This window comes from Alteromonas algae, assembly GCF_049117195.1.
Lineage (GTDB): Bacteria > Pseudomonadota > Gammaproteobacteria > Enterobacterales > Alteromonadaceae > Alteromonas.
This window is the reverse complement of record NZ_CP185260.1, coordinates 1,387,152-1,406,311: the sequence shown is the minus strand read 5'-3', so window position 1 is coordinate 1,406,311 and position 19,160 is coordinate 1,387,152. Positions and strand designations below refer to the sequence as shown.

General features: G+C 44.3%; 17 protein-coding genes and 8 tRNA genes. 9 read left to right on the top strand and 16 right to left on the bottom strand.

What is annotated here, in order from left to right; all coding sequences use genetic code 11:
* Nucleotides 1-1,047: an AI-2E family transporter gene (locus ACOJRU_RS06325; RefSeq protein WP_421134185.1), complete on the bottom strand. Its 1,047-nt coding sequence runs from the start codon at nt 1,045-1,047 to the stop codon at nt 1-3.
* A 73-nt stretch (nt 1,048-1,120) separates the two neighbouring features.
* Between ACOJRU_RS06325 and folX the strand changes: the two genes are divergently transcribed.
* Nucleotides 1,121-1,489: a dihydroneopterin triphosphate 2'-epimerase gene (gene folX, locus ACOJRU_RS06320; protein WP_421134184.1), complete on the top strand. Its 369-nt coding sequence runs from the start codon at nt 1,121-1,123 to the stop codon at nt 1,487-1,489.
* 23 nt (nt 1,490-1,512) lie between these two features.
* Nucleotides 1,513-2,406: a TIGR01777 family oxidoreductase gene (locus ACOJRU_RS06315; RefSeq protein ID WP_421134183.1), complete on the top strand. Its 894-nt coding sequence runs from the start codon at nt 1,513-1,515 to the stop codon at nt 2,404-2,406.
* 129 nt (nt 2,407-2,535) lie between these two features.
* On the opposite strand, the gene ACOJRU_RS06310 is transcribed toward ACOJRU_RS06315, so the two are convergent.
* Both ACOJRU_RS06310 and ACOJRU_RS06305 read right to left on the bottom strand, forming a co-directional pair.
* Nucleotides 2,536-5,058, bottom strand: a complete 2,523-nt coding sequence (locus ACOJRU_RS06310; protein ID WP_421134182.1) for an ABC transporter permease — start codon at nt 5,056-5,058, stop codon at nt 2,536-2,538.
* Nucleotides 5,059-5,742 (bottom strand): ABC transporter ATP-binding protein, encoded by a 684-nt coding sequence (locus ACOJRU_RS06305; RefSeq protein ID WP_421134181.1) that lies wholly within the window; start codon nt 5,740-5,742, stop codon nt 5,059-5,061.
* Nucleotides 5,743-5,765: 23 nt separating this feature from the next.
* On the opposite strand from ACOJRU_RS06305, the gene ACOJRU_RS06300 reads away from it, so the two are divergent.
* The 3 genes from ACOJRU_RS06300 to ACOJRU_RS06290 all read left to right on the top strand — a co-directional run bounded on the left by ACOJRU_RS06300 (nt 5,766) and on the right by ACOJRU_RS06290 (nt 8,023).
* Entirely contained in the window at nt 5,766-6,437 is a 672-nt protein-coding gene (locus ACOJRU_RS06300; RefSeq protein WP_421134729.1) for an arylesterase, read from the top strand.
* Between the two features lie 40 nt (nt 6,438-6,477).
* Entirely contained in the window at nt 6,478-6,663 is a 186-nt protein-coding gene (locus ACOJRU_RS06295; RefSeq protein WP_421134180.1) for a hypothetical protein, read from the top strand.
* A 370-nt stretch (nt 6,664-7,033) separates the two neighbouring features.
* Nucleotides 7,034-8,023, top strand: coding sequence for a transposase (locus ACOJRU_RS06290; RefSeq protein ID WP_421134179.1), 990 nt, complete (start codon nt 7,034-7,036; stop codon nt 8,021-8,023).
* Between the two features lie 232 nt (nt 8,024-8,255).
* On the opposite strand, the gene ACOJRU_RS06285 is transcribed toward ACOJRU_RS06290, so the two are convergent.
* The 12 genes from ACOJRU_RS06285 to gltX form a co-directional block, all read right to left on the bottom strand.
* Complete coding sequence (locus ACOJRU_RS06285) at nt 8,256-9,539, bottom strand: amidohydrolase family protein (RefSeq protein ID WP_421134178.1); 1,284 nt, start codon at nt 9,537-9,539, stop codon at nt 8,256-8,258.
* Nucleotides 9,536-10,963, bottom strand: a complete 1,428-nt coding sequence (locus ACOJRU_RS06280; protein WP_421134177.1) for an amidohydrolase — start codon at nt 10,961-10,963, stop codon at nt 9,536-9,538. Before ACOJRU_RS06280 ends, ACOJRU_RS06285 begins: the two co-directional genes overlap by 4 nt.
* A 100-nt stretch (nt 10,964-11,063) precedes the next feature.
* Nucleotides 11,064-11,999, bottom strand: a complete 936-nt coding sequence (gene dusC / locus ACOJRU_RS06275; protein ID WP_421134176.1) for a tRNA dihydrouridine(16) synthase DusC — start codon at nt 11,997-11,999, stop codon at nt 11,064-11,066.
* Nucleotides 12,000-12,136: 137 nt separating this feature from the next.
* Complete coding sequence (locus ACOJRU_RS06270) at nt 12,137-12,313, bottom strand: DUF1289 domain-containing protein (RefSeq protein ID WP_421134175.1); 177 nt, start codon at nt 12,311-12,313, stop codon at nt 12,137-12,139.
* Nucleotides 12,314-12,315: 2 nt separating this feature from the next.
* Complete coding sequence (locus ACOJRU_RS06265) at nt 12,316-12,531, bottom strand: hypothetical protein (protein WP_421134174.1); 216 nt, start codon at nt 12,529-12,531, stop codon at nt 12,316-12,318.
* A gap of 57 nt (nt 12,532-12,588) precedes the next feature.
* On the bottom strand, nt 12,589-13,494 hold the full coding sequence (locus ACOJRU_RS06260; RefSeq protein ID WP_421134173.1) for a M14 family metallopeptidase: 906 nt from the start codon (nt 13,492-13,494) through the stop codon (nt 12,589-12,591).
* A gap of 126 nt (nt 13,495-13,620) precedes the next feature.
* Nucleotides 13,621-13,696: transfer RNA gene (locus ACOJRU_RS06255), tRNA-Glu, on the bottom strand.
* A gap of 157 nt (nt 13,697-13,853) precedes the next feature.
* A tRNA-Glu gene (locus ACOJRU_RS06250) sits at nt 13,854-13,929 on the bottom strand.
* A gap of 159 nt (nt 13,930-14,088) precedes the next feature.
* Nucleotides 14,089-14,164 (bottom strand) — tRNA-Glu (locus tag ACOJRU_RS06245).
* Nucleotides 14,165-14,323: 159 nt separating this feature from the next.
* A tRNA-Glu gene (locus ACOJRU_RS06240) sits at nt 14,324-14,399 on the bottom strand.
* 144 nt (nt 14,400-14,543) lie between these two features.
* Nucleotides 14,544-14,619, bottom strand: a tRNA-Ala gene (locus ACOJRU_RS06235).
* A gap of 85 nt (nt 14,620-14,704) precedes the next feature.
* A complete protein-coding gene (gene gltX, locus ACOJRU_RS06230; protein ID WP_421134172.1) occupies nt 14,705-16,114 on the bottom strand; it encodes a glutamate--tRNA ligase in 1,410 nt (469 codons plus the stop codon).
* A 322-nt stretch (nt 16,115-16,436) separates the two neighbouring features.
* Here gltX and ACOJRU_RS06225 point away from each other — a divergent pair.
* The 4 genes from ACOJRU_RS06225 to ACOJRU_RS06210 all read left to right on the top strand — a co-directional run bounded on the left by ACOJRU_RS06225 (nt 16,437) and on the right by ACOJRU_RS06210 (nt 18,570).
* Nucleotides 16,437-16,512 (top strand) — tRNA-Val (locus tag ACOJRU_RS06225).
* 24 nt (nt 16,513-16,536) lie between these two features.
* Nucleotides 16,537-16,612, top strand: a tRNA-Val gene (locus ACOJRU_RS06220).
* A 20-nt stretch (nt 16,613-16,632) separates the two neighbouring features.
* Nucleotides 16,633-16,708, top strand: a tRNA-Val gene (locus tag ACOJRU_RS06215).
* A 236-nt stretch (nt 16,709-16,944) separates the two neighbouring features.
* A complete protein-coding gene (locus ACOJRU_RS06210; RefSeq protein WP_421134171.1) occupies nt 16,945-18,570 on the top strand; it encodes a tetratricopeptide repeat protein in 1,626 nt (541 codons plus the stop codon).
* On the opposite strand, the gene ACOJRU_RS06205 is transcribed toward ACOJRU_RS06210, so the two are convergent.
* Nucleotides 18,558-19,085, bottom strand: a complete 528-nt coding sequence (locus ACOJRU_RS06205) for a GNAT family N-acetyltransferase (protein WP_421134170.1) — start codon at nt 19,083-19,085, stop codon at nt 18,558-18,560. The genes ACOJRU_RS06210 and ACOJRU_RS06205 overlap by 13 nt on opposite strands.
* Between the last annotated feature and the right edge of the window lie 75 nt (nt 19,086-19,160).

Below are 19,160 nucleotides of genomic sequence, written 5' to 3'. Positions count from 1 at the left end.
CTAGTAAACTGCAGGTTTTTCGTCTCCTTCGCTCGACAGCAGTACTGCTATCCACTTGCTCTCTTCCCGCGACTCCAATGCGATTTTAACGACCATCGTTAACGGCACAGAAAGTAACATACCTACCGTTCCTAACAGCCACCCCCAAAAAATTAACGAAAGAAAAACGACAAGCGTACTTAACCCCATACCTCGGCCCATAAGTTTCGGCTCGACCATATTCCCCATTATTGTATTAACCAGTAGAAAGCCTAACGCAGCAAAGCCCGCAGAAGGTAAACCAAACTGAACAAAGGCAATGAGCACAGCCGGCACTGCTGCAATGATAGAACCGATATTGGGAATGAAGTTAAGCATAAACGCTAACACAGCCCACAGTAAAAAGTGATCTACACCCATTACATAAAGCCACACACCGATAATAAGGCCGGTACCTAAACTTACCACGGTTTTAATAGCCAAATAGCTATTAACAGAACGAATAAACTTGTCTATATGCTTTAGCTTCATGTCAGGGTCGGCTAGCGCAATGTGCAGCCGCTTAGGGATCGATTCAGCTTCAAACAGCATAAATATAACGGTTAATAATATGAGGAAAAGATTTGATAACACCCCGCCCATACCGCTTATAAAGTTTGTCGCCACTGACATTGCAGTTGCAGGGTCGAGGTGCGAGGCAATAAGTTCTCTATTGATGTAAATATTAAATTCAGCGAGTTTCGCCACTACCCACTCAAACTCTGTATCTAACTTCGCTCGGTATTCAGGCAAATTTTCTTTAAATTCAGTCATAGACTGGCCAACAAGGCCCGCAAGAAGAAAACCAAATACCACGATAAGCAGTATAACTAAGGTAATTGAAAGCCATCGCGGGACGCCATATTTAGATGTCCAGCGGATAACAGGGCTGCACGCGATGGCAATAAACACCGAAAGAAAAAATGGAACCATAATGGCGCTAGCTGCCTTTACGCCAGCCATAACAATAACTAAACATGCTAAAACAATGAAGATTTTTGCTGTTGGGGATCGCAGTTCCATAGACATTCTGTGCTACATTCCTAATTAAAACGACATCACTTTACAACGGCTTACCGCTAACTACAAACAAGAGACAACTATGAATTTCAACTTAGCAACAATAAGAATTAAAAACCTGAGACTGCGTACCTATATAGGAATTAACGAAGACGAAATAAAAAATAAGCAAGATGTGGTGGTTAATGTAAAGATTGACTACGATGCGAGCACTGCGTCTAACACTGATAACATGGACGATGCACTTAACTATAAGATTATCACTAAGGCGATTATTAAGTTAGTTGAAGATAATCGTTTCTCGTTACTGGAAAAGCTTACCGGTGATGTTCTGAGCATTGCTGCTGAACATGACTCTGTGCGCTATGCTGAAGTTGAAGTAGACAAACCACACGCGCTACGTTTTTCTGATTCTGTATCCCTCACACTTTCGTGCAATAAAAGCGCGTAACACAACGATGCACCGGAGGACTTATGCACATATTGCTTACTGGCGGTACAGGGCTCATTGGTAGCGCGCTAATAGAACGCTTGCGAACAAGCCATAGCATTACGGTGGTAACTCGCAATACTGATGCGGCAAAATCGAAGCTAGGAAGCGATTTATCATATTTGAATTCAGTAAATGATATCTCAGATATTGGTACGTTTGATGCTGTTATAAACTTAGCCGGCGAGCCCATCGCAGATAAACGTTGGACCACCAGCCAAAAAACCAAAATATGTGAAAGTCGCTGGGGGACTACGGCATCACTGGTCGCAAAAATCAATGAAAGTGCTTCTGCCCCTAGTGTCTTTATATCAGGCTCTGCCATTGGCTATTACGGGCGACAAGGCGAACGAGATGTAGTTGAGTCGACAATGCCCCATAAAGAATTTACGTATGAGGTGTGCAGTAAATGGGAAGCGATAGCGAATACGGTTACCAATAACCGTACGCGAGTTTGTACACTGCGTACAGGCGTTGTTTTATCTGAAAATGGCGGCGCATTGGGGAAAATGGCGCTTCCCTTTAAATTAGGGGTAGGCGGTACGCTAGGAACGGCAAAACAATACCTTTCATGGATTCATCTTGAAGATATGGTTTCTGCCATCATCCACCTTTTACATTCATCCGATTGTGAAGGCCCATTTAATATGACTGCGCCGGTGCCGGTTACCAACAAGACATTTTCGCACGCATTGAGTAAAGCACTCTCCAGGCCCTGCTTTTTTAATGTGCCTGCTTTTGTTATGAAAATAGCGATGGGAGAATCGTCAGACATGATTTTAGAGGGCCAAAAGGTGTTACCTGATAAGCTCATAAAGTCGGGGTTTTCTTTTACCTACCCAACCGTCGATGAGGCACTAAACGCAGTTTATTCCTAACTACGTTAGATTATTGGACAGTCACAAATTTTTCGGACAGTCACAAAATTTTTGACTGTCCGAAAAAATACCTCTGATAAACCTTTTAGTGCGTTAAGGACAGCCAGTGATGTGACTGTCCTATATCCATTAAATCATTTTCTTAAGCAGTTCCGATGTATTCAATGACAGCAAGCGCCAACAGGCTATAGCGCCTAATGTACCCACGACTACCGCGCCGACCACTGGCGATAACACCCAATACTCAACGTGCAGACTTGCTGTCATTTTAAATATGTTGGTTTGCAAGAGGTACAAACTTAGCTCATTGGCAAATGCTGCCATGAGTCCAGCAACGACCCCAATAATAACGAACTCATACACCACACTCTTACGAATTAAGCCCCCTCTCGCGCCTAGCGTTCTTAATATGGCCAGTTCCTGCCTTCGCTCATCCATGCTTGCCTGTACCTGTGCTATTAATACCAAGCTACCAGCAAGCAACACCAAAACAAGAATAAACTCAACCGCAACAGACACTTGCTCAACTATCTCTCTCAGTTGATTAATCCGAGCATCGACATCAAACATAGTAATAGCAGCAAATGGTTTAAGGAGCTCGGTTAACTCCGCTTTGCGGTCAGAGGGTAAGAAGAAACTAGTAATATAAGTTGGATTGAAAGCCTCCATCGCTTGTGGGTGTATTACAAAAAAGAAGTTTGGCTGCATCGTCTGCCAATTTACTTTTCTTATACTTGTTACGCGGGTCTGTACTATTTCGCTTCCCACATTAAACGTAAGTCTGTCGCCCATTTTTATAGTAAGTCTTTCAGCAACACCCTGTTCCACCGACACCGGATAAATTTCCGAATCCGCTTCTATAATGACGTTGTTATGCCATAGCCCTTCAACAACCTCATTTTCTTTTTGTAGCGTGTTACCCCATGTGAGGTTTGCTTCTCGGCCTAAGCCTTGACGGCCTTCCCTAGAACTATCTCCTTCTTTGGTAATTTCAGAATTCACATCTTCATCATTTACCGCAGCAAAGCGACCACGTATAACCGGATAAAATTCTTCAATTTCAATGCCGCTGTTAGCAAAGTGACTGTCCAACTCATCTTTCTGATCACTTGTGATGTTAATGAGAAAATAGTTTGGCGTGCCTTCAGGTAATTGAGAGCGCCATTGCGATACCATGTCATTTCGCATTACCAGCACAACTAAGAGCAGCATTATTGTGACTGAAAAACTAATTAGCTGAACACTATTGTTCATTGAACGTCGTTTAATTCTTGCCCATGCTAGTTGCCATGGTCCTATGGCGCCCGAACCAAGTTTTCTTCCAAGCGAGATAAGCAAATAGGTAGCCCCTAAAAGCCCTAAGACAAGAACTGAGCCCGATAAAAATAGTATCGCACTTATTTTGAGGTCTTGGCTGTATAGAAACATGAGTAGAAAAATAGCACCGCCAGATGCTGCGTACTGAATACTTCTCGAGCGTACGCTACTCTCAACATCTTTTCTCAAAACACGCAAAGGCGGAACTGAAAAAAGCTGTAATAACGGGTAGAGTGAAAATAACAGTGCGCATGCCGCCCCAGTCGTTACGGCAATAATTACTGGGCGCCAATGCCAGACCGACAGAGCTACATCAATACTATCGGCGAGCGCCCAAACAACGAGTTGCTGACCGACAAAGCCGATTAGCAGACCAATCATAATCCCCAAAACCGTGATGAAAATCACCTGTAATAAATAGACCAATCGAATAACTTGTTTCGTAGCGCCTAATGTTTTCATTATCGCAACAGGGTCGAAGTGGCGTTGTGCATACCGTTGTGCAGCAACAGCTATCGATACCGCGGCTAATACTATCGCGAGTAAGCTAGCCAACAAAAAGTAACGTTCGGCGCTCGCAACGCTTTGGCCAATAGCTGACTCATCATCTTCTACCGTACGCCATGAATGTAAGTCATCATTTAACTGCGGGAAAAGCCAATCATTAAAATCGTTAAGGTCACTCTTTTCACCAGCAAAGTAAGTGATAAAGCGTGCTCGGCTGCCCGGCCCAACCACAGCCGTTTTGTCCAAGTCATCCATATTCATAAGAACGATGGGGTCGGTATTAAACACACTGAAGCCCGCATCGGGAATGTCGACAAGCACATTTGATACGGTAAAAACAGCGTCACCTATCTCTATTTTATCGCCAATACTGACATCTAAGGTTTGGAATAATCTTGATTGAATCCATGCTTCGCCAGGGTTGGGTAATACATTCGATTCCTTCTTCACGCCAAACGGTACATCACTTACCGATACTGCCCCTTTTAACGGATAATTATTATTTACGGCGCGCAAATCTACCAACGACATCCTGTCGTTATTGAACACCATAGAGCGCGTACTCACTTGCTTAGCGGTAGCAAGGTTGTTACTGCCCGCACGAGTAAGCCATGCCTCATCAATAGGTTTATCAGAGCGCAACTGCGCATCTGCTGCAATAAACGCCGCACTTCGCGACTTCAGTGCGCCTTGTAGCCTTTCACTGAACAACGACAAAGATAAAACAGCCCCCACAGATAAGACAATGGCGAGCAAGATGATCGTCAATTCTCCTCGCCGCGCCTCATGCTTAAAAAGGCGCCACGCAAGATTCAATGCCATCTTCATTTACACAACCTCTTGTGTGGTAGTGGTTTCAACAAGTGACCCTGCTTGCATGGTAAGCTGCCTATCGCAATGCTCAGCCAATGTGTTGTCATGTGTTACTAGAACAAGCGTTGTCCCCTTTTCCTTATTCAGTTTAAAAAGTAACGCTTCAACTTTATCGCTGTTTTTTGCATCTAAGTTCCCAGTAGGCTCATCCGCAAATAGAATTTTAGGTGATGTAATGAAAGCCCGCGCAATAGCAACACGCTGCTGCTCACCGCCAGAAAGTTGATTTGGAAAGTGATGCGCTCGATGGGAAAGCCCAACGTCTTCAAGAATTGAGAGTGCTTTTTGTTTAGCGTCTGCTAAGCCTGCAATTTCGGCCGGCAACATGACATTTTCAAGCGCGGTGAGGCTTTGTACAAGCATAAAGCTTTGAAATATAAATCCTACCGTGTTTCCACGCAGCACTGCTCGCTGCTCTTCATCAAGTGAGTGTAACGGCTGACCATCAAGAAAAATCTCCCCTGACGTTACTTCATCTAACCCCGCGAGAAGCCCCAAAAGCGTAGATTTACCGGAACCTGACGCACCAATGATAGCAACAGACTCACCTTGCTTGACTTCAAAAGAAATTGGTTGAAGGATCTGTAAAGTACCTTCACTCGTAGTTACTGACTTAGTTACTTGTGCTGCTTTAATCATATAAGGGTCATCAATTCGTGTTTATTCATCTGTTCAAAAAGGCCGTTTTTGTTGCACTGGCTGTGTTCACATTATTTAGCTTATTTATACCAAACTCAGCGTTATCAGATCAGCGTTATGAAACGGGTAATGATAAATCCGCAATTCTTTTAATACTCGGTGACAGCCTATCTGCTGCTTATGGGTTAGAGCAACAAGTTGGTTGGGTTAGTTTGTTACAAAATAAGTGGCAAGACGAGAAGATTCAGATCGATATAGTAAATGCTGCGGTAAGTGGTGAAACAACGGATGGTGGGCTAGCTCGATTGCCAAGGCTACTAGAGCAGCATATGCCAACCCATGTTCTTGTCGAGCTTGGAGGCAATGACGGTCTCCAGGGCCACAATACGAATAAAATAATGCGTAACCTCGAAAAAATAGTGATTATGAGTAAAGAGAGTGGCGCTGAAGTTTTCATTCAGGATATCCAAATTCCAACAAATTATGGCAGGCGATATACGGATATGTTTCAGGGTAATTACGAAAAGGTTGCAACCACGCAGAATGTAGTGAAAATTCCATTTTTCCTTGAAAACATCGCGTTAAATGAAGAATTAATGCAACGAGATGGCATCCATCCTAACGCTGAAGCGCAACCATTGATTGCTAATTTCATGTACGAGCAATTAACAAATTTAATCTTACTTGATGAATAATTGTGCTATATTTTTATAAAGCTTAATGAGAGGATTTGAGATGGACGTATCATCAGTTGCGCAAAACTCTGCGCCGGTTTCTACTTTACTCGAGGCGCCACAACAGCGTCAGCAAACACAACAATCACAGCCTCAACAAGCACAGCCTACTGAGGCGTCAGCTCCGCAGCAAACAACCTCGCAAAACGATGGGCGCGTTGGTTCTCGAGTTGATTTGTTCGTTTAGCGTGGCCTCTACTTTCTCTGCAATATTCAGTAAGATTTAAAACGTCATATTAAACCACTGAGCGCTTTTTACGCGCTCACTATAGCCCTTGCCTCATATACCAAATAAATATTTTCATGATTGGACAGTCTAAATCCAGATGAGCAATTAGGACGGTATCGATTTCGGACAGTCAAAAAGGTATCGGACAGTCACAAAAATACTATTTGTCACAAGCAGAAACCTAAAAACATAAACCATGTATCCTCTGTCACACTAAGCGCCATTTGCAATATTCGTTGCGTAACCTGTACAAAAACCTGTCTTTTGCTCAGTCTCATAATTTTCGAAAATTGAAGATACTGTTTGCTTTCTAAAATCGAGAAAGCTAATGCCACTTCCAAGATATAAACAAATCAACCTTGAAGAAACACCTTTCTATCACTGCACCACTCGCTGTGTGCGCCAGTCGTTCCTATGTGGTAAAGATAAAGCGACAGGAATAGATTACGAACATCGGCGGCAGTGGATTGTGGACAGAATGCATAGTCTGTGTGAAGCATTTGCCATCGATTTATGCGCCTATGCTGTAATGCATAATCATGTGCATGTTGTATTATACGTAGCAAAAGGCAGGTCTGATAGCTGGAGTATGGATGAAGTACTGCTTAGATGGCGAAAGTTTTATAAGTGCCCCGCAATTATTCAGCGCTATCTATCCGTTGCCGACAAGTCGGTGCTGCATGATGAAGAAATCCAAGAGATTCACAAGATAGCGGCTGTATACCGCCAGCGTCTGCAGAGTATTAGTTGGTTCATGCGAATGCTCAATGAATATATTGCCCGAAAAGCAAATAAAGAAGACGATTGCACGGGTTACTTTTGGGAGCGTCGATTTCGCTCTCAGGCGATATTGGACGAAAGAGCACTAGCTGCTGTAATGGCCTATGTAGATTTGAACCCCATAAGAGCCGGTATAGCCGAAACGCCGACCACCTCCGATTTCACCAGTATCAAATATCGGCTTAATGCTGAACGCGTTGGTAAAACACCAAAGTATTTAGCGCTTTTTAAAGGCCAATCTGAAAGAAGCTCTCATTGTCATACGTTACCTTTTACTCTGCATGAGTATGTGGCGCTGCTCAACCAAACTCGTGAAATGTCCAGAAAACCGGTGCCTTATCTGAGATCTCAGAAAAGCTATGTAGTGACACACAGCCTAAAAACATCCCTCAGCGCTTGGCAGCTGTTATCGAGTCAGTTTGAGGATATTTTTAAATGCTCTGCAGGCACACCTTCGGCAATAAAGCACTTTGCGAATGCGTGCAACTACGGGCATTCTCCCAACACCAACCTAGTAGCAAAGCTATTACGTCAATAAGCCTTTTAATGCTGTAACGGCAAAAAACGCGTTAATGTCGTTATTCACTCAGTAAATGCAAAAGCGTGATGGATATTGGGTAGTCTTAATGGATATCGGACAGTCGTAATGTAAAAAATAAAAACGGGATCATTGCTTTTGCGCTCGCCGTTGAAATTTCGGCTTGCAAGCATTTGAGAAAATTTAAAGACTTTGGACAGTCACAAACCTAGTTGCGACTGTCCTAAAACTGTTAGTTGAGTTCGCGATAATACTGCGACGGCTTTTCTGCACCAGTTTGCTGTAGCAGCAAATATCGGTCGCGAAGTTTAGTTTGTCTAGACTCCATCTGCATAACTTTGCCGTTTGAAATAACAACTTCCGCCGCTTCGGTTACCTCAAGGGGGTCGCCAGACCACACTACAATATCGGCAACCGCACCAGTTTTGAGAACACCTAACGTATTTTCTACACCTAATATCTCAGCAGGAACGCTTGTTAAACTAGCAATGCCAGCCTCATGAGGAAGCCCATTTGCAACAGCATTGCCAGCGTGCTGAGCAGCCAGACGGATATTATGTGTGTCCATACCTATTGCCACTTTCACACCGGCAGCATGAAGTCTAGCGGCGTTGGCAAGCGTAGCCCCCATCTGGTCAAAGCCACCTGGTAAGTTATATTCAGGGTCGATAATAACGGGAATATTTGCCTTTGAAAGTGCGTTCGCTTCTCTCCACGCTTCCACACCATGCACAAGCACAACCTTCACAGAGGGATGGCGCTGCTTAAACGCTAACACTTGTCGAATATCCGCTACTCTATCAGCACGCATAAACAAAGGAATATCACCTGACAATACTTGCTTTAAGCTTACAACATCATGCCTTGTATTAATGCCATACCACGCCTTTTCTGGACCTTGGACATCTCCAGCACGTTCAGCTTCAGCCAAAATGGCCTCTAGGGTTACCCACAACGCCGCTCTAGACCCTCCCGCAGCCTCTGCACCACCACTGCCAACATCTACACTCATAAATGCTTTAGGCTTGATAATCGGTGAATTCCCACCTAACGTAATGACGGCTCCCATACCATTGAACATATAGTCAGAACGCAGAATCGACGTGGCTGCAGATGTCATGCCTTCCAAACGTGTAATGGCCATTAATGATGAGTCCGGATTTACAGCAAAGCTAACATCAAGTGCTGCCCCCGTGTTGGTTACTGGCGAGTGTTCAACACTTGCATCGACAACGCCAGAAGAGGACGATACTTCAACCAAACCTAAAGACGTCATTGCTCCAATCAAACCCGGCGTAACAACTTTGCCAGTAGCATCAATAACCGTGTAACCTGCAGGCTTTTCAATGCCGTCAACGACGCGCTGGATCTCTCCCCCGCTTACCAATACGGTTGCCGACGCTAATGTACCTTGATCAGACAGGGTATGTACTTTCCCACCAACAATAGCGATGTTCTCGCTCAACACGGCTGTGGAGAACATTAAACTCAATATTACCATTCCAATACGTTTCATTTTCTGTCTCCTTCACCTACTTGACCAAGTTCAAAATCGCTCACTGGCCACGTGCTTGTGTCATTAAGCGAATATGCTAAGCCGCCATCGATGTACACTTCTTCGGCTTTTGCATAGGTCGAAAATGGGTTCGCGGTCCAAAGAACAATATCAGCTTGCTTGCCTACCTCTAAAGAACCGGTCTTTTCAAAGATTCCTAGTGACTTGGCAGGATTAGCTGAAAGCCATTGCCATGCGTCTTCAATCGAAATATCGATACCTGCTCTGCGTCCATCTGACCATGCCTTTGCGGCTTCTTGGTTCAAGCGCTGGATTCCCAAATCACTGTCTGAGTGAACAATTGCACACGCACCTGACGAATGTACGGCTGGGATGTTCTCGCGTATTCCGTCATACGCTTCCATTTTGAAACCATACCAGTCGGCCCACATTGCTGAGCAGACGTTGTTTTCTTTTAATTTGTCGGCAATCTTGTACGATTCGACTGCATGATGAAAAGTGCCAATGTGGTAGTCAAACTCCTGCATCAAATCCATCATAACCGTCATTTCATCAGCGCGGTAACAGTGCATATGTACACGTATTTCACCTGCTAACACTCCCGCTAGAGTTTCTAACTTTAAATCACGCTTGGGGGCCTTAGGATCTTTTCCTGCCTCGTACTCTTTTTCATACCGTTCCCACTTTCTCATATAATCTTGGGCCTCTGACCACGCCTGACGATAGCCAGCTACATTCCCCATACGGGTCATTGGCCCACCTTTTTGACCATAAACTCGCTTTGGGTTCTCGCCACATGCCATTTTAATTCCATAGGGTGCCCCGGGGAACTTCATATCCTGCATCGTTCGGTTTGGTACATTTTTAAGCACAACAGAACGCCCGCCAAATAAGTTAGCCGAGCCAGGTAGAATTTGTAATGCAGTGACACCGCCAGCGAGTGCCCGACCAAAACCCGGGTCTTGCGGCCAAACGGAATGCTCGGCCCAAACCTGCGCGGTTACAGGGTTGGTCATCTCATTTCCGTCAGAATGGGAACGCGTAGAAGGAGACGGATAAACCCCTAAATGACTATGGTTATCGATTATACCTGGCGTTACCCACTTACCCTCACCGTTAATGACTGTCGTATTTTCAGCAGTATTTAGTGACTGTCCAGAATTGACGACTGCTTGGACTTTTCCATCGACAAAATAAATACTGCCGCCTTCAATTTTGTTACCAACACCGTCAAGAATGGTTACATTCGTTATTAGCGTGGGCCCCCCATCAATCGCTTTGTAAGTGCTTGGGTACGGATTAGGATTGATAACGACTTTTTGACTTTGTTGTGCCTTATCTTGCTTCTCACTTGTGCATCCCACAGCGACAAAAGCAAAAGCACACGCCAGCGCAATAAAACGCTTGGTTGAATGTAATTTCATGTTTTCCCCGGAATTTTATTTTTATGTTCACAACCTACTTCGTTAGCGTAGCTAACTTAAAGGAATCTGCAATGTGTGAGGGGGGTAAACACGTTAAAAATTAAGAGGACTGGCGTGATAACACCTCAACGATATCTTTCGACACGGTTAAACGACGAATATCATTGAAAAGCACTTCAGCTTCCGGATACTGTCTTTTCAAATAACCACACCACTGTTTTATTCTATTTGGATAATATCTTCCTTTGTCGCCATAAATTTCGTAACCCGAATACTGAATTAGAAGCGCTGCGACATCAGGCCAATGCATTGGAGCTTCAGCATTTTTAATGCACTGAGCCAAATTTGGCATGGCAAGCGCCCCTCTGCCTATCATTAAGTTGTCACATGCTGACTGGATTTGGCATTGTTTAGCATCTGCACTATTCCAAATTTCACCATTTGCAACCAAAGGGATCGTTGTGTGTGCCTTAATCTTCGCAATCCAATCCCAATATGCTGGGGGCTTGTAGCCTTCTGTTTTAGTACGTGCGTGCACGACTAATTCAGATGCGCCAGCTTCGGTAATTGCGCGGGCGTTGTCTATCGCAAGTGATTTATCTTCAAACCCTAACCTGATTTTTGCAGATACTGGTACATGATCTGGCACTGCGTCGCGCACTGCTTTAACAATGTTATAGAGCGTTTCAGTCTCCTTAAGCAGTACTGCCCCCCCTTTGCTTTTGTTCACTGTTTTTGCGGGACAACCAAAATTTAAGTCTACGCCTGGAGAGCCTAGCTCAGCTGCGGTAAATGCATTTTCTGCAAGCCATTCGGGGTGTTGCCCAAGCAATTGCACTCTGACTGGCACACCAGATGGTGTTTTTCCACCGTTATGAAGTTCCGGGCAAAGTTTGTAGAAGGTCTTTTTAGGAAGTTTTTGATCGACAACACGAACAAACTCGGTAACACACTGATCGAACCCACCAACACGTGTGAGCATATCTCTCATTAAGTGGTCAACTACCCCTTCCATCGGAGCGAGCATAATTTTCATAGTGAGTGGCACTTCCAAGGATGTTCAGAATTTCGGCGCGAGAGTGTAGCAGATTGAATGAGGCTATGCTATTCGCCAGACCGAACTAGGATTTAGACTGTCCTAAATTGATTATCTATGACTGTCCGAAGCGCTTTTTATCTATGACTGTCCGAAACATTCTTTAATGCTTCTAAGCGTTCAATTACCTGAAGCTTTTGTGTTTGCGAAAACCTTGCCCAACCCACTATCTCATCTATTGTGCGCTTGCATCCTTCACAGATATCATCCTCAGATAACTTGCATTGTGCTATGCAGGGCGATAGGTTCTTCATAATTAACTCGCGGGTTGTGCAGGATTACGTAATGTACCGTGACTCGTTGAAGCAATAACATCTAGCACAGACTGTGTTGGCTCTTTATTACACCATAAACATACATAGCAACCATATTGCTGCTGTAGGTAGGTCTCAAACGCTTCATGGTCCGACACATCTTGTTTGACAAGATGCTGCCTATTTCCATCATAAATTATTGCAGAAAATGTGTACAAAGGTGCCTCCTCAAGTGAGAAGGCAATATACATCTAGACGTCTAAACGTTCAAGCGTCTATTTTAAAAAGTCGATTGCCGCTCTTATGGCCGCCACTTGCGCATCGTTACAAATTTCAGGCGTAGCATTTGCACTATCAGGGTAAACCTCTGTAGTAGTTACGAAATTAGCATTTGTCATACCACCACACAGGAATAACGCTTTTTTGTCGTAACAGATGACACCATCTGTCTCTACATCCGCACCGATAATTTTTCCGCTTTCATCAGGAGGTGCGATATGAGTAACCTGCCTTACGGCATCGATAACTGCTTTTTGAAACGCAAGTTGTGGATTTGCCGTGTTCGCGACAGTGTAAAACCCATCGGGAATATTCCAGTTATCATGGCTTACACCATCTCGCGCAGCGAGTGCCGGCCTAAATTCACTATTGTCAGTATCTGTCGTTTCATGAAGATCGATATGGAGTAAAAGTTCAGCCTCTAGGCTTTCAACAAATGACATCAATTGAGCAGATTCTGGGGCGGGAGAATCGGCATAAAAGGAACGGTTGGGATCTAGCGCCATCGGATTCCAACGGTTTATCGTTTCATATCCCCAAGGGCTCACACACGGCACGACAAAAACATTGAAGTCTTGAGCATAGTCTTTCAAACTATTGTTTATAAACTTAAGCGCACCTTGTACACCGCTTGTCTCATAACCATGCACGCCACCTGTAACCAATACAGACGGTTTTGTTATGTCTACTGACGTTGGAACAACCGCAAAAAGGGGAAAACGTGCCTCGTTATAGGGTAACGCGCCGTACTGCACCTTTTGAAAACCGTTAGGAATAATTGATGATAACGGCGTCAGTACCTCGTCACCATAACTGCGCTTTATACTTTGCTTCGCTTTCCACTCAGCCTTTTGTTCTTCTCCCCACGGTGTGCCTGGAGTACCAATTGGATAATGCTGCATAACCTACCTCTTTATTTGATGCTTAATGGTAACAAGCCGTTAAGAAAATGTATGTGGGAACTCGATAAAAGTATGTTTGTGTAGGGTAGAAACAAAAAAACCAGCCGATTGGCTGGTTTCTTTATATGGCGTCCCCTAGGGGATTCGAACCCCTGTTACCGCCGTGAAAGGGCGGTGTCCTAGGCCTCTAGACGAAGGGGACTGAAAATCTTCCATCGAAAGCTTCGCTTTCGATATTTTCAGTAAGGCGAAGTGAGCCAGCGAACTGAGCGACCTTTTCCTTACCGAAATTTCAGTCCGAAGTTGAAATATCAACTCCAGCCTATTTCACAGTATTAATCGACTGTGACGCGATAATATGGCGTCCCCTAGGGGATTCGAACCCCTGTTACCGCCGTGAAAGGGCGGTGTCCTAGGCCTCTAGACGAAGGGGACTGAAAATCTGATTTCGAAAGCTTCGCTTTCGAGATTCTCAGTAAGGCGAAGTGAGCCAGCGAACTGAGCGACCCTTTCCTTACCGAAATTTCAGTCCGAAGTTGAAATATCAACTCCAGCCTATTTCACAGTATTAATCGACTGTGACGCGATACAATATGGCGTCCCCTAGGGGATTCGAACCCCTGTTACCGCCGTGAAAGGGCGGTGTCCTAGGCCTCTAGACGAAGGGGACTGAAAATCTGATTTCGAAAGCTTCGCTTTCGAGATTTTCAGTAAGGCGAAGTGAGCCAGCGAACTGAGCGACATTTTCCTTACCGAAATTTCAGTCCGAAGTTGAAATATCAACTCCAGCCTATTTCACAGTATTAATCGACTGTGACGCGATAAAATATGGCGTCCCCTAGGGGATTCGAACCCCTGTTACCGCCGTGAAAGGGCGGTGTCCTAGGCCTCTAGACGAAGGGGACTGAAAATCTGATTTCGAAAGCTTCGCTTTCGAGATTTCCAGTAAGGCGAAGTAAGCCAGCGAACCGAGCGACCTTTTCCTTACCGAAATTTCAGTCCGAAGTTAAAAACTTCAGCCTAATCAAACTACAACGTTAAGTGCAGTTTGGTGGAGCCAGGCGGGATCGAACCGCCGACCTCCTGCATGCCATGCAGGCGCTCTCCCAGCTGAGCTATGGCCCCGTACGTGTCTCAGTCAACATGTGTGACTCTTCCGTGACAGCGGGGCGCATTCTAGGCATCCGCCCCTGTCATGTCAACGGTTTTTTTATGAATTTTCTCTGTTTGCTATAAAAGTAAGCGCTTTGTCGATTCTCTCGCCAACTTTCTCTTTTGAGAGCAGATTAAGCGTGACATCAAGTGATGGAGAATTTCCTCCTCCCGTCACTGCCACGCGCAATGGCATACCTACTTTCCCCATCCCAACTTCTAACGCTTCTGCGGTAGCATTAATAGCTGCCTGAATATTTTCAGGGTTCCATGCGTCAATAGATAAGAGCTTCTCTTTCGCCATTTCAAGTGCTTCTTTTGCAACAGGGCGAAGGTGTTTTTTCGCTGCTTTTGCTTCGAACTCTTCGTAGTCTTGATAAAAGTACGTCGAAATCTCTGCAAGCTCTTTCAGAGTTTTAACTCGGTCTGCTTGAATAGCGATAATAGATTCAAGCGCTGGCCCGGCAAGCAAATTAACGCCAAGTTGGTCAAACTGCCATTTTGCGTGCTCTGCAACTTCACTTGCTGGTAAAGATTTAATGTAGTGCTGATTTAACCAAATAAGTTTCTCAGTATTAAAAGCAGAAGCTGACTGTCCAATAGCATCTAAGCTAAATAACTCAATCATCTCGTCTACTGAGAAAATCTCTTGGTCGCCATGTGACCACCCCAACCTAACAAGGTAATTAAGTACAGCTTGTGGGAGAAAGCCGTCATCACGATATTGCATAACACTTACAGCGCCATGACGTTTAGATAACTTTTTACCATCGTCGCCCAAAATCATAGAAACATGCGCGTATTCAGGTACTGGTGCGCCCAACGCTTCTAAGATATTTATCTGGCGAGGCGTGTTATTAATATGGTCTTCACCGCGAACCACATGAGTAATACCCATGTCCCAATCATCTACAACAACACAGAAGTTATATGTGGGTGTACCATCGGTACGTTGAATAATAAGGTCATCCAGCTCGCTGTTGCTGATTTCTATGGTTCCACGAACATGATCGGTGATGACAACCGTGCCTTCAGTCGGCGTTTTAAAGCGTATAACGAACGGCTGGCCTTCAGGGTGATCAGTGCGCTCACGCCATGTTCCTGGGTAACGAGGTTTTTCACCGCGCTCTTTTTGCGCTTCTCGAATTGCATCCAACTCTTCTGCACTCATAAAGCACTTATATGCTTTACCTTCATTAAGCAGCTGCTGAATAAGCGTCTGATAACGGTCAAAGCGATCCGTTTGATATACAGGGCCAGTGTCCCACGTTAGACCAAGCCACTGCATACCGTCTAAGATAGCTTGTTTAGCTTCTTCTGTAGAACGCTCAATATCAGTATCTTCTATACGAAGAACAAATTCGCCGCCTTTATTCTTAGCAACTAACCATGAATAAAGCGCAGTGCGAGCACCACCTACGTGAAGGTACCCGGTTGGGCTGGGAGCAAAGCGTGTAACGACCGACATGAATACTCTCTATTAATATGTGAAAATTAGATTTGCGCGCATTCTACCAGTGTTAGCTATATGACAAAAGTGGCATGCCCCATTCACAGACAACTATTCAAAAAAATAGCGCGGTAATCTAATTCGTTTTTTGAAACCCCATTCGCCGCTTTCGTTCAAACATCAGCTAAAACTGTTTTTCTTTTATTCAATAGTGACAAAAACCAACCAAAACGTTCACTTTTCAGGCATACGAACATTTTTATTTAATTTTGTTATTGACACTATCGGAAGCGACTCTATAATACCGCCCCACTTGCTTAGGCAAGTAATTAAACAAGACGGACGCTTAGCTCAGTTGGGAGAGCATCGCCCTTACAAGGCGAGGGTCACTGGTTCAAGCCCAGTAGCGTCCACCACTTCTTGTTTAATAAAATGAAAATGGACGCTTAGCTCAGTTGGGAGAGCATCGCCCTTACAAGGCGAGGGTCACTGGTTCAAGCCCAGTAGCGTCCACCATTTTCATTGCATTCTAAAACGGACGCTTAGCTCAGTTGGGAGAGCATCGCCCTTACAAGGCGAGGGTCACTGGTTCAAGCCCAGTAGCGTCCACCATCCCTCTGCATATTACAAAATTCATAAGACTCAATGGTTCAACAACATCGTTGCGAGCCGACAGTAGCGTCCCCCTTATATATTTCATTCGACTCGACAACGTCGTTGCTAATCAGCCGTTCTTCATCGTTGATAATCACTGCACACCGACCTTCTTACATATTTGTTATATTGGTGTTAATCTCTAAATATCCAAACAGTGTGTATTCACTCGCTTTAAACACGCGAAGGTAACAATGAAGCTGCAAACAGCAAAGCAAGTAAAAATGCTTGTAGCTGAAGACCACGTATTAGCAAAAAGTCATATTAAATATGCCTTAGAGCAATTAGGCTTTCAGCACATAGACTATGTAGATAGAGCGTCTGATGCATTCAATGCTATAAGCAATAAACAATATGACGTTGTGATGTGTGCTTACGATTTGAAAGAAGAGCAAGCAGGTTTTTATTTATACGAACGCCTTCATGCAGAGTCACTGTTGCCATTAACATCGGCATTTGTCTTTACTAGCGCCGACACGTCGAGCGAAACTGTCCACGCGATTATCGAACTTCAACCTGATGAATTTATTGCAAAACCGTTTTCAGTTAACGAGTTAGACAAACGCTTAGGTCGCGTAATTGCCAGAAAGCAAGCGTTAGCCCCCATCTACCAACTCATGGATTCAGGTGAATTTTCAGATGCTCTTGGTGCAGTAGAGCGATTTTTACTTGAGCCAAAGCACGCGCATTACTACCCCTTAGCACTAAAGATAAAAGGTGATTTGCTGCTATTGTGCGAACGTTACAACGAAGCGCTAGGCTTTTTTGAGTCAATTATTAATGTACAACCTTTTTCATGGGCCACGCTTGGCTTGGTGCAGTGTTATATTCAGCAAAACGAGTTTGACATAGCAGAGAAGACACTGATTCATTTAGCCCTGCAAAACAACCGGTTGTTAGTTGCTTACGACATGCTCGCCGAACTGCAAATAAAGCAAAATGCGTTTGAAGAAGCGCTAGAGTGTATTGATGTTGCTAACGATATATCCCCTAGGAGCATTGCACGTCAACAAAAAGCGGTCGAACTCTCTCGGCTTACCCACGATTATGAGGCGCAGTACAATAGCGCCAAAAAGGTGGTTCGATTCGCCCGAAACTCTATTCATGATAAACCCGATATTTATTTAAGTGCAGCGAGGGCTGGCGTTGATTACGCTATGACCGCTGAACCCGAGTTAACTCGACAAATCGTAAAGCAAAGCAGCGACTACCTTGATCAGCTAAAAGCTGCGCACGCTAAAGCTGAGGTACAAAACGAGGTAAATGTTATCAATGCCCGCGTGTTGTATTTGAAAGACGACATGGAAAGCGCGAAAGCGCTGCTAAATACCGTTGATGCTGACGCCCTGAGCGCACAATCACCTGAAGCACTCATTGATGCTGCAAAGGCGTTTAACGACGTTGGCTTAAAGAAAAGCGCATTGCAAATACTCGATACATTAGAAAAAAAGCTAGAGAACGACGATACCGCTAATACGCTATTGTTTGAGTATGTGAAGCAAGAGAAAGCGGAGAAAACCGCTATTTCAGTAAGCCCTAAAAATCTCAATAACGCGGCAGTACTTCATTATCGAAAAGGTGAAATATCTAAGTCGTTTGAGACCTTTGAGCAAGCCTTTAAAGTTATGCCCAAAAACGCCGCTATCGCCCTTAATTTGCTACAGGCAACCGTTATGAGGAAAAAGCGAAAAAGTGGTAACACTCAAGGCGATGAACTATTAATAAAGCAATGCCGTGAAACCTTAGAAAATGCGAAATTAACCGAAGAACAACATATACGCTATGAAAATATTAAACTTATTCTTCGTCAGGTTGCGTAGACCACTACAGTCTCTTGGTAAACGCTATCTTTGTAGTCAAATTCATGACTAAACGTCATCCCTAACTTTTTCATAATATTGATAGAGGCGGTATTGTCTGGGTTAGCAATCGCTGAAAACGTATCAATACCATAACGATAAAGCGCTTCTTTTACTTGTTTGGCGGCCTCTGTCGCGTATCCATTCCCCCAACTATCATGGCAAAATCGCCAACCAAGCTCGATATTGTCGATTTCTGGATATTGAGTAAAGAAACCGAAGGGCCTTACCAAAATCCACCCAATATCTTGCTGCGTAGCTACCACCCTGATGCGCCACAGCCCCCAGTCCAATGGCCGGTTAGAGTACGCCTGAAAACGCGGAACAAACACTTGCTCTATTTCTTCACGGGTCGATTTTCTTCCCCCGCTAATAAAGCGCATTACTCGTTCGTCTTGGTCTAACTGCCAAAGAAACTCACTGTCAGCTTCAGTTACATAATGATATGACAGACGCGCACTATCGCCTATTTGCATAAACATCCTTTTTAATTATTGTTTTCATTGCACGCTTTTTAAGCAATATAGACTATTTAATGCATATAACCAAAA

Coding starts and splice junctions, on each gene's coding strand:
- ACOJRU_RS06315 (WP_421134183.1), top strand. CDS start 1,513: ATGCACATATTGCTTACTGGCGGTACAGGGCTCATTGGTAGCGCGCTA.
- ACOJRU_RS06325 (WP_421134185.1), bottom strand. CDS start 1,047: ATGTCTATGGAACTGCGATCCCCAACAGCAAAAATCTTCATTGTTTTA.
- ACOJRU_RS06260 (WP_421134173.1), bottom strand. CDS start 13,494: ATGCAGCATTATCCAATTGGTACTCCAGGCACACCGTGGGGAGAAGAA.
- ACOJRU_RS06305 (WP_421134181.1), bottom strand. CDS start 5,742: ATGATTAAAGCAGCACAAGTAACTAAGTCAGTAACTACGAGTGAAGGT.
- ACOJRU_RS06210 (WP_421134171.1), top strand. CDS start 16,945: ATGAAGCTGCAAACAGCAAAGCAAGTAAAAATGCTTGTAGCTGAAGAC.
- gltX (WP_421134172.1), bottom strand. CDS start 16,114: ATGTCGGTCGTTACACGCTTTGCTCCCAGCCCAACCGGGTACCTTCAC.
- ACOJRU_RS06280 (WP_421134177.1), bottom strand. CDS start 10,963: ATGAAATTACATTCAACCAAGCGTTTTATTGCGCTGGCGTGTGCTTTT.
- ACOJRU_RS06285 (WP_421134178.1), bottom strand. CDS start 9,539: ATGAAACGTATTGGAATGGTAATATTGAGTTTAATGTTCTCCACAGCC.
- folX (WP_421134184.1), top strand. CDS start 1,121: ATGAATTTCAACTTAGCAACAATAAGAATTAAAAACCTGAGACTGCGT.
- ACOJRU_RS06270 (WP_421134175.1), bottom strand. CDS start 12,313: ATGAAGAACCTATCGCCCTGCATAGCACAATGCAAGTTATCTGAGGAT.
- dusC (WP_421134176.1), bottom strand. CDS start 11,999: ATGAAAATTATGCTCGCTCCGATGGAAGGGGTAGTTGACCACTTAATG.
- ACOJRU_RS06290 (WP_421134179.1), top strand. CDS start 7,034: ATGCCACTTCCAAGATATAAACAAATCAACCTTGAAGAAACACCTTTC.
- ACOJRU_RS06310 (WP_421134182.1), bottom strand. CDS start 5,058: ATGAAGATGGCATTGAATCTTGCGTGGCGCCTTTTTAAGCATGAGGCG.
- ACOJRU_RS06205 (WP_421134170.1), bottom strand. CDS start 19,085: ATGCAAATAGGCGATAGTGCGCGTCTGTCATATCATTATGTAACTGAA.
- ACOJRU_RS06295 (WP_421134180.1), top strand. CDS start 6,478: ATGGACGTATCATCAGTTGCGCAAAACTCTGCGCCGGTTTCTACTTTA.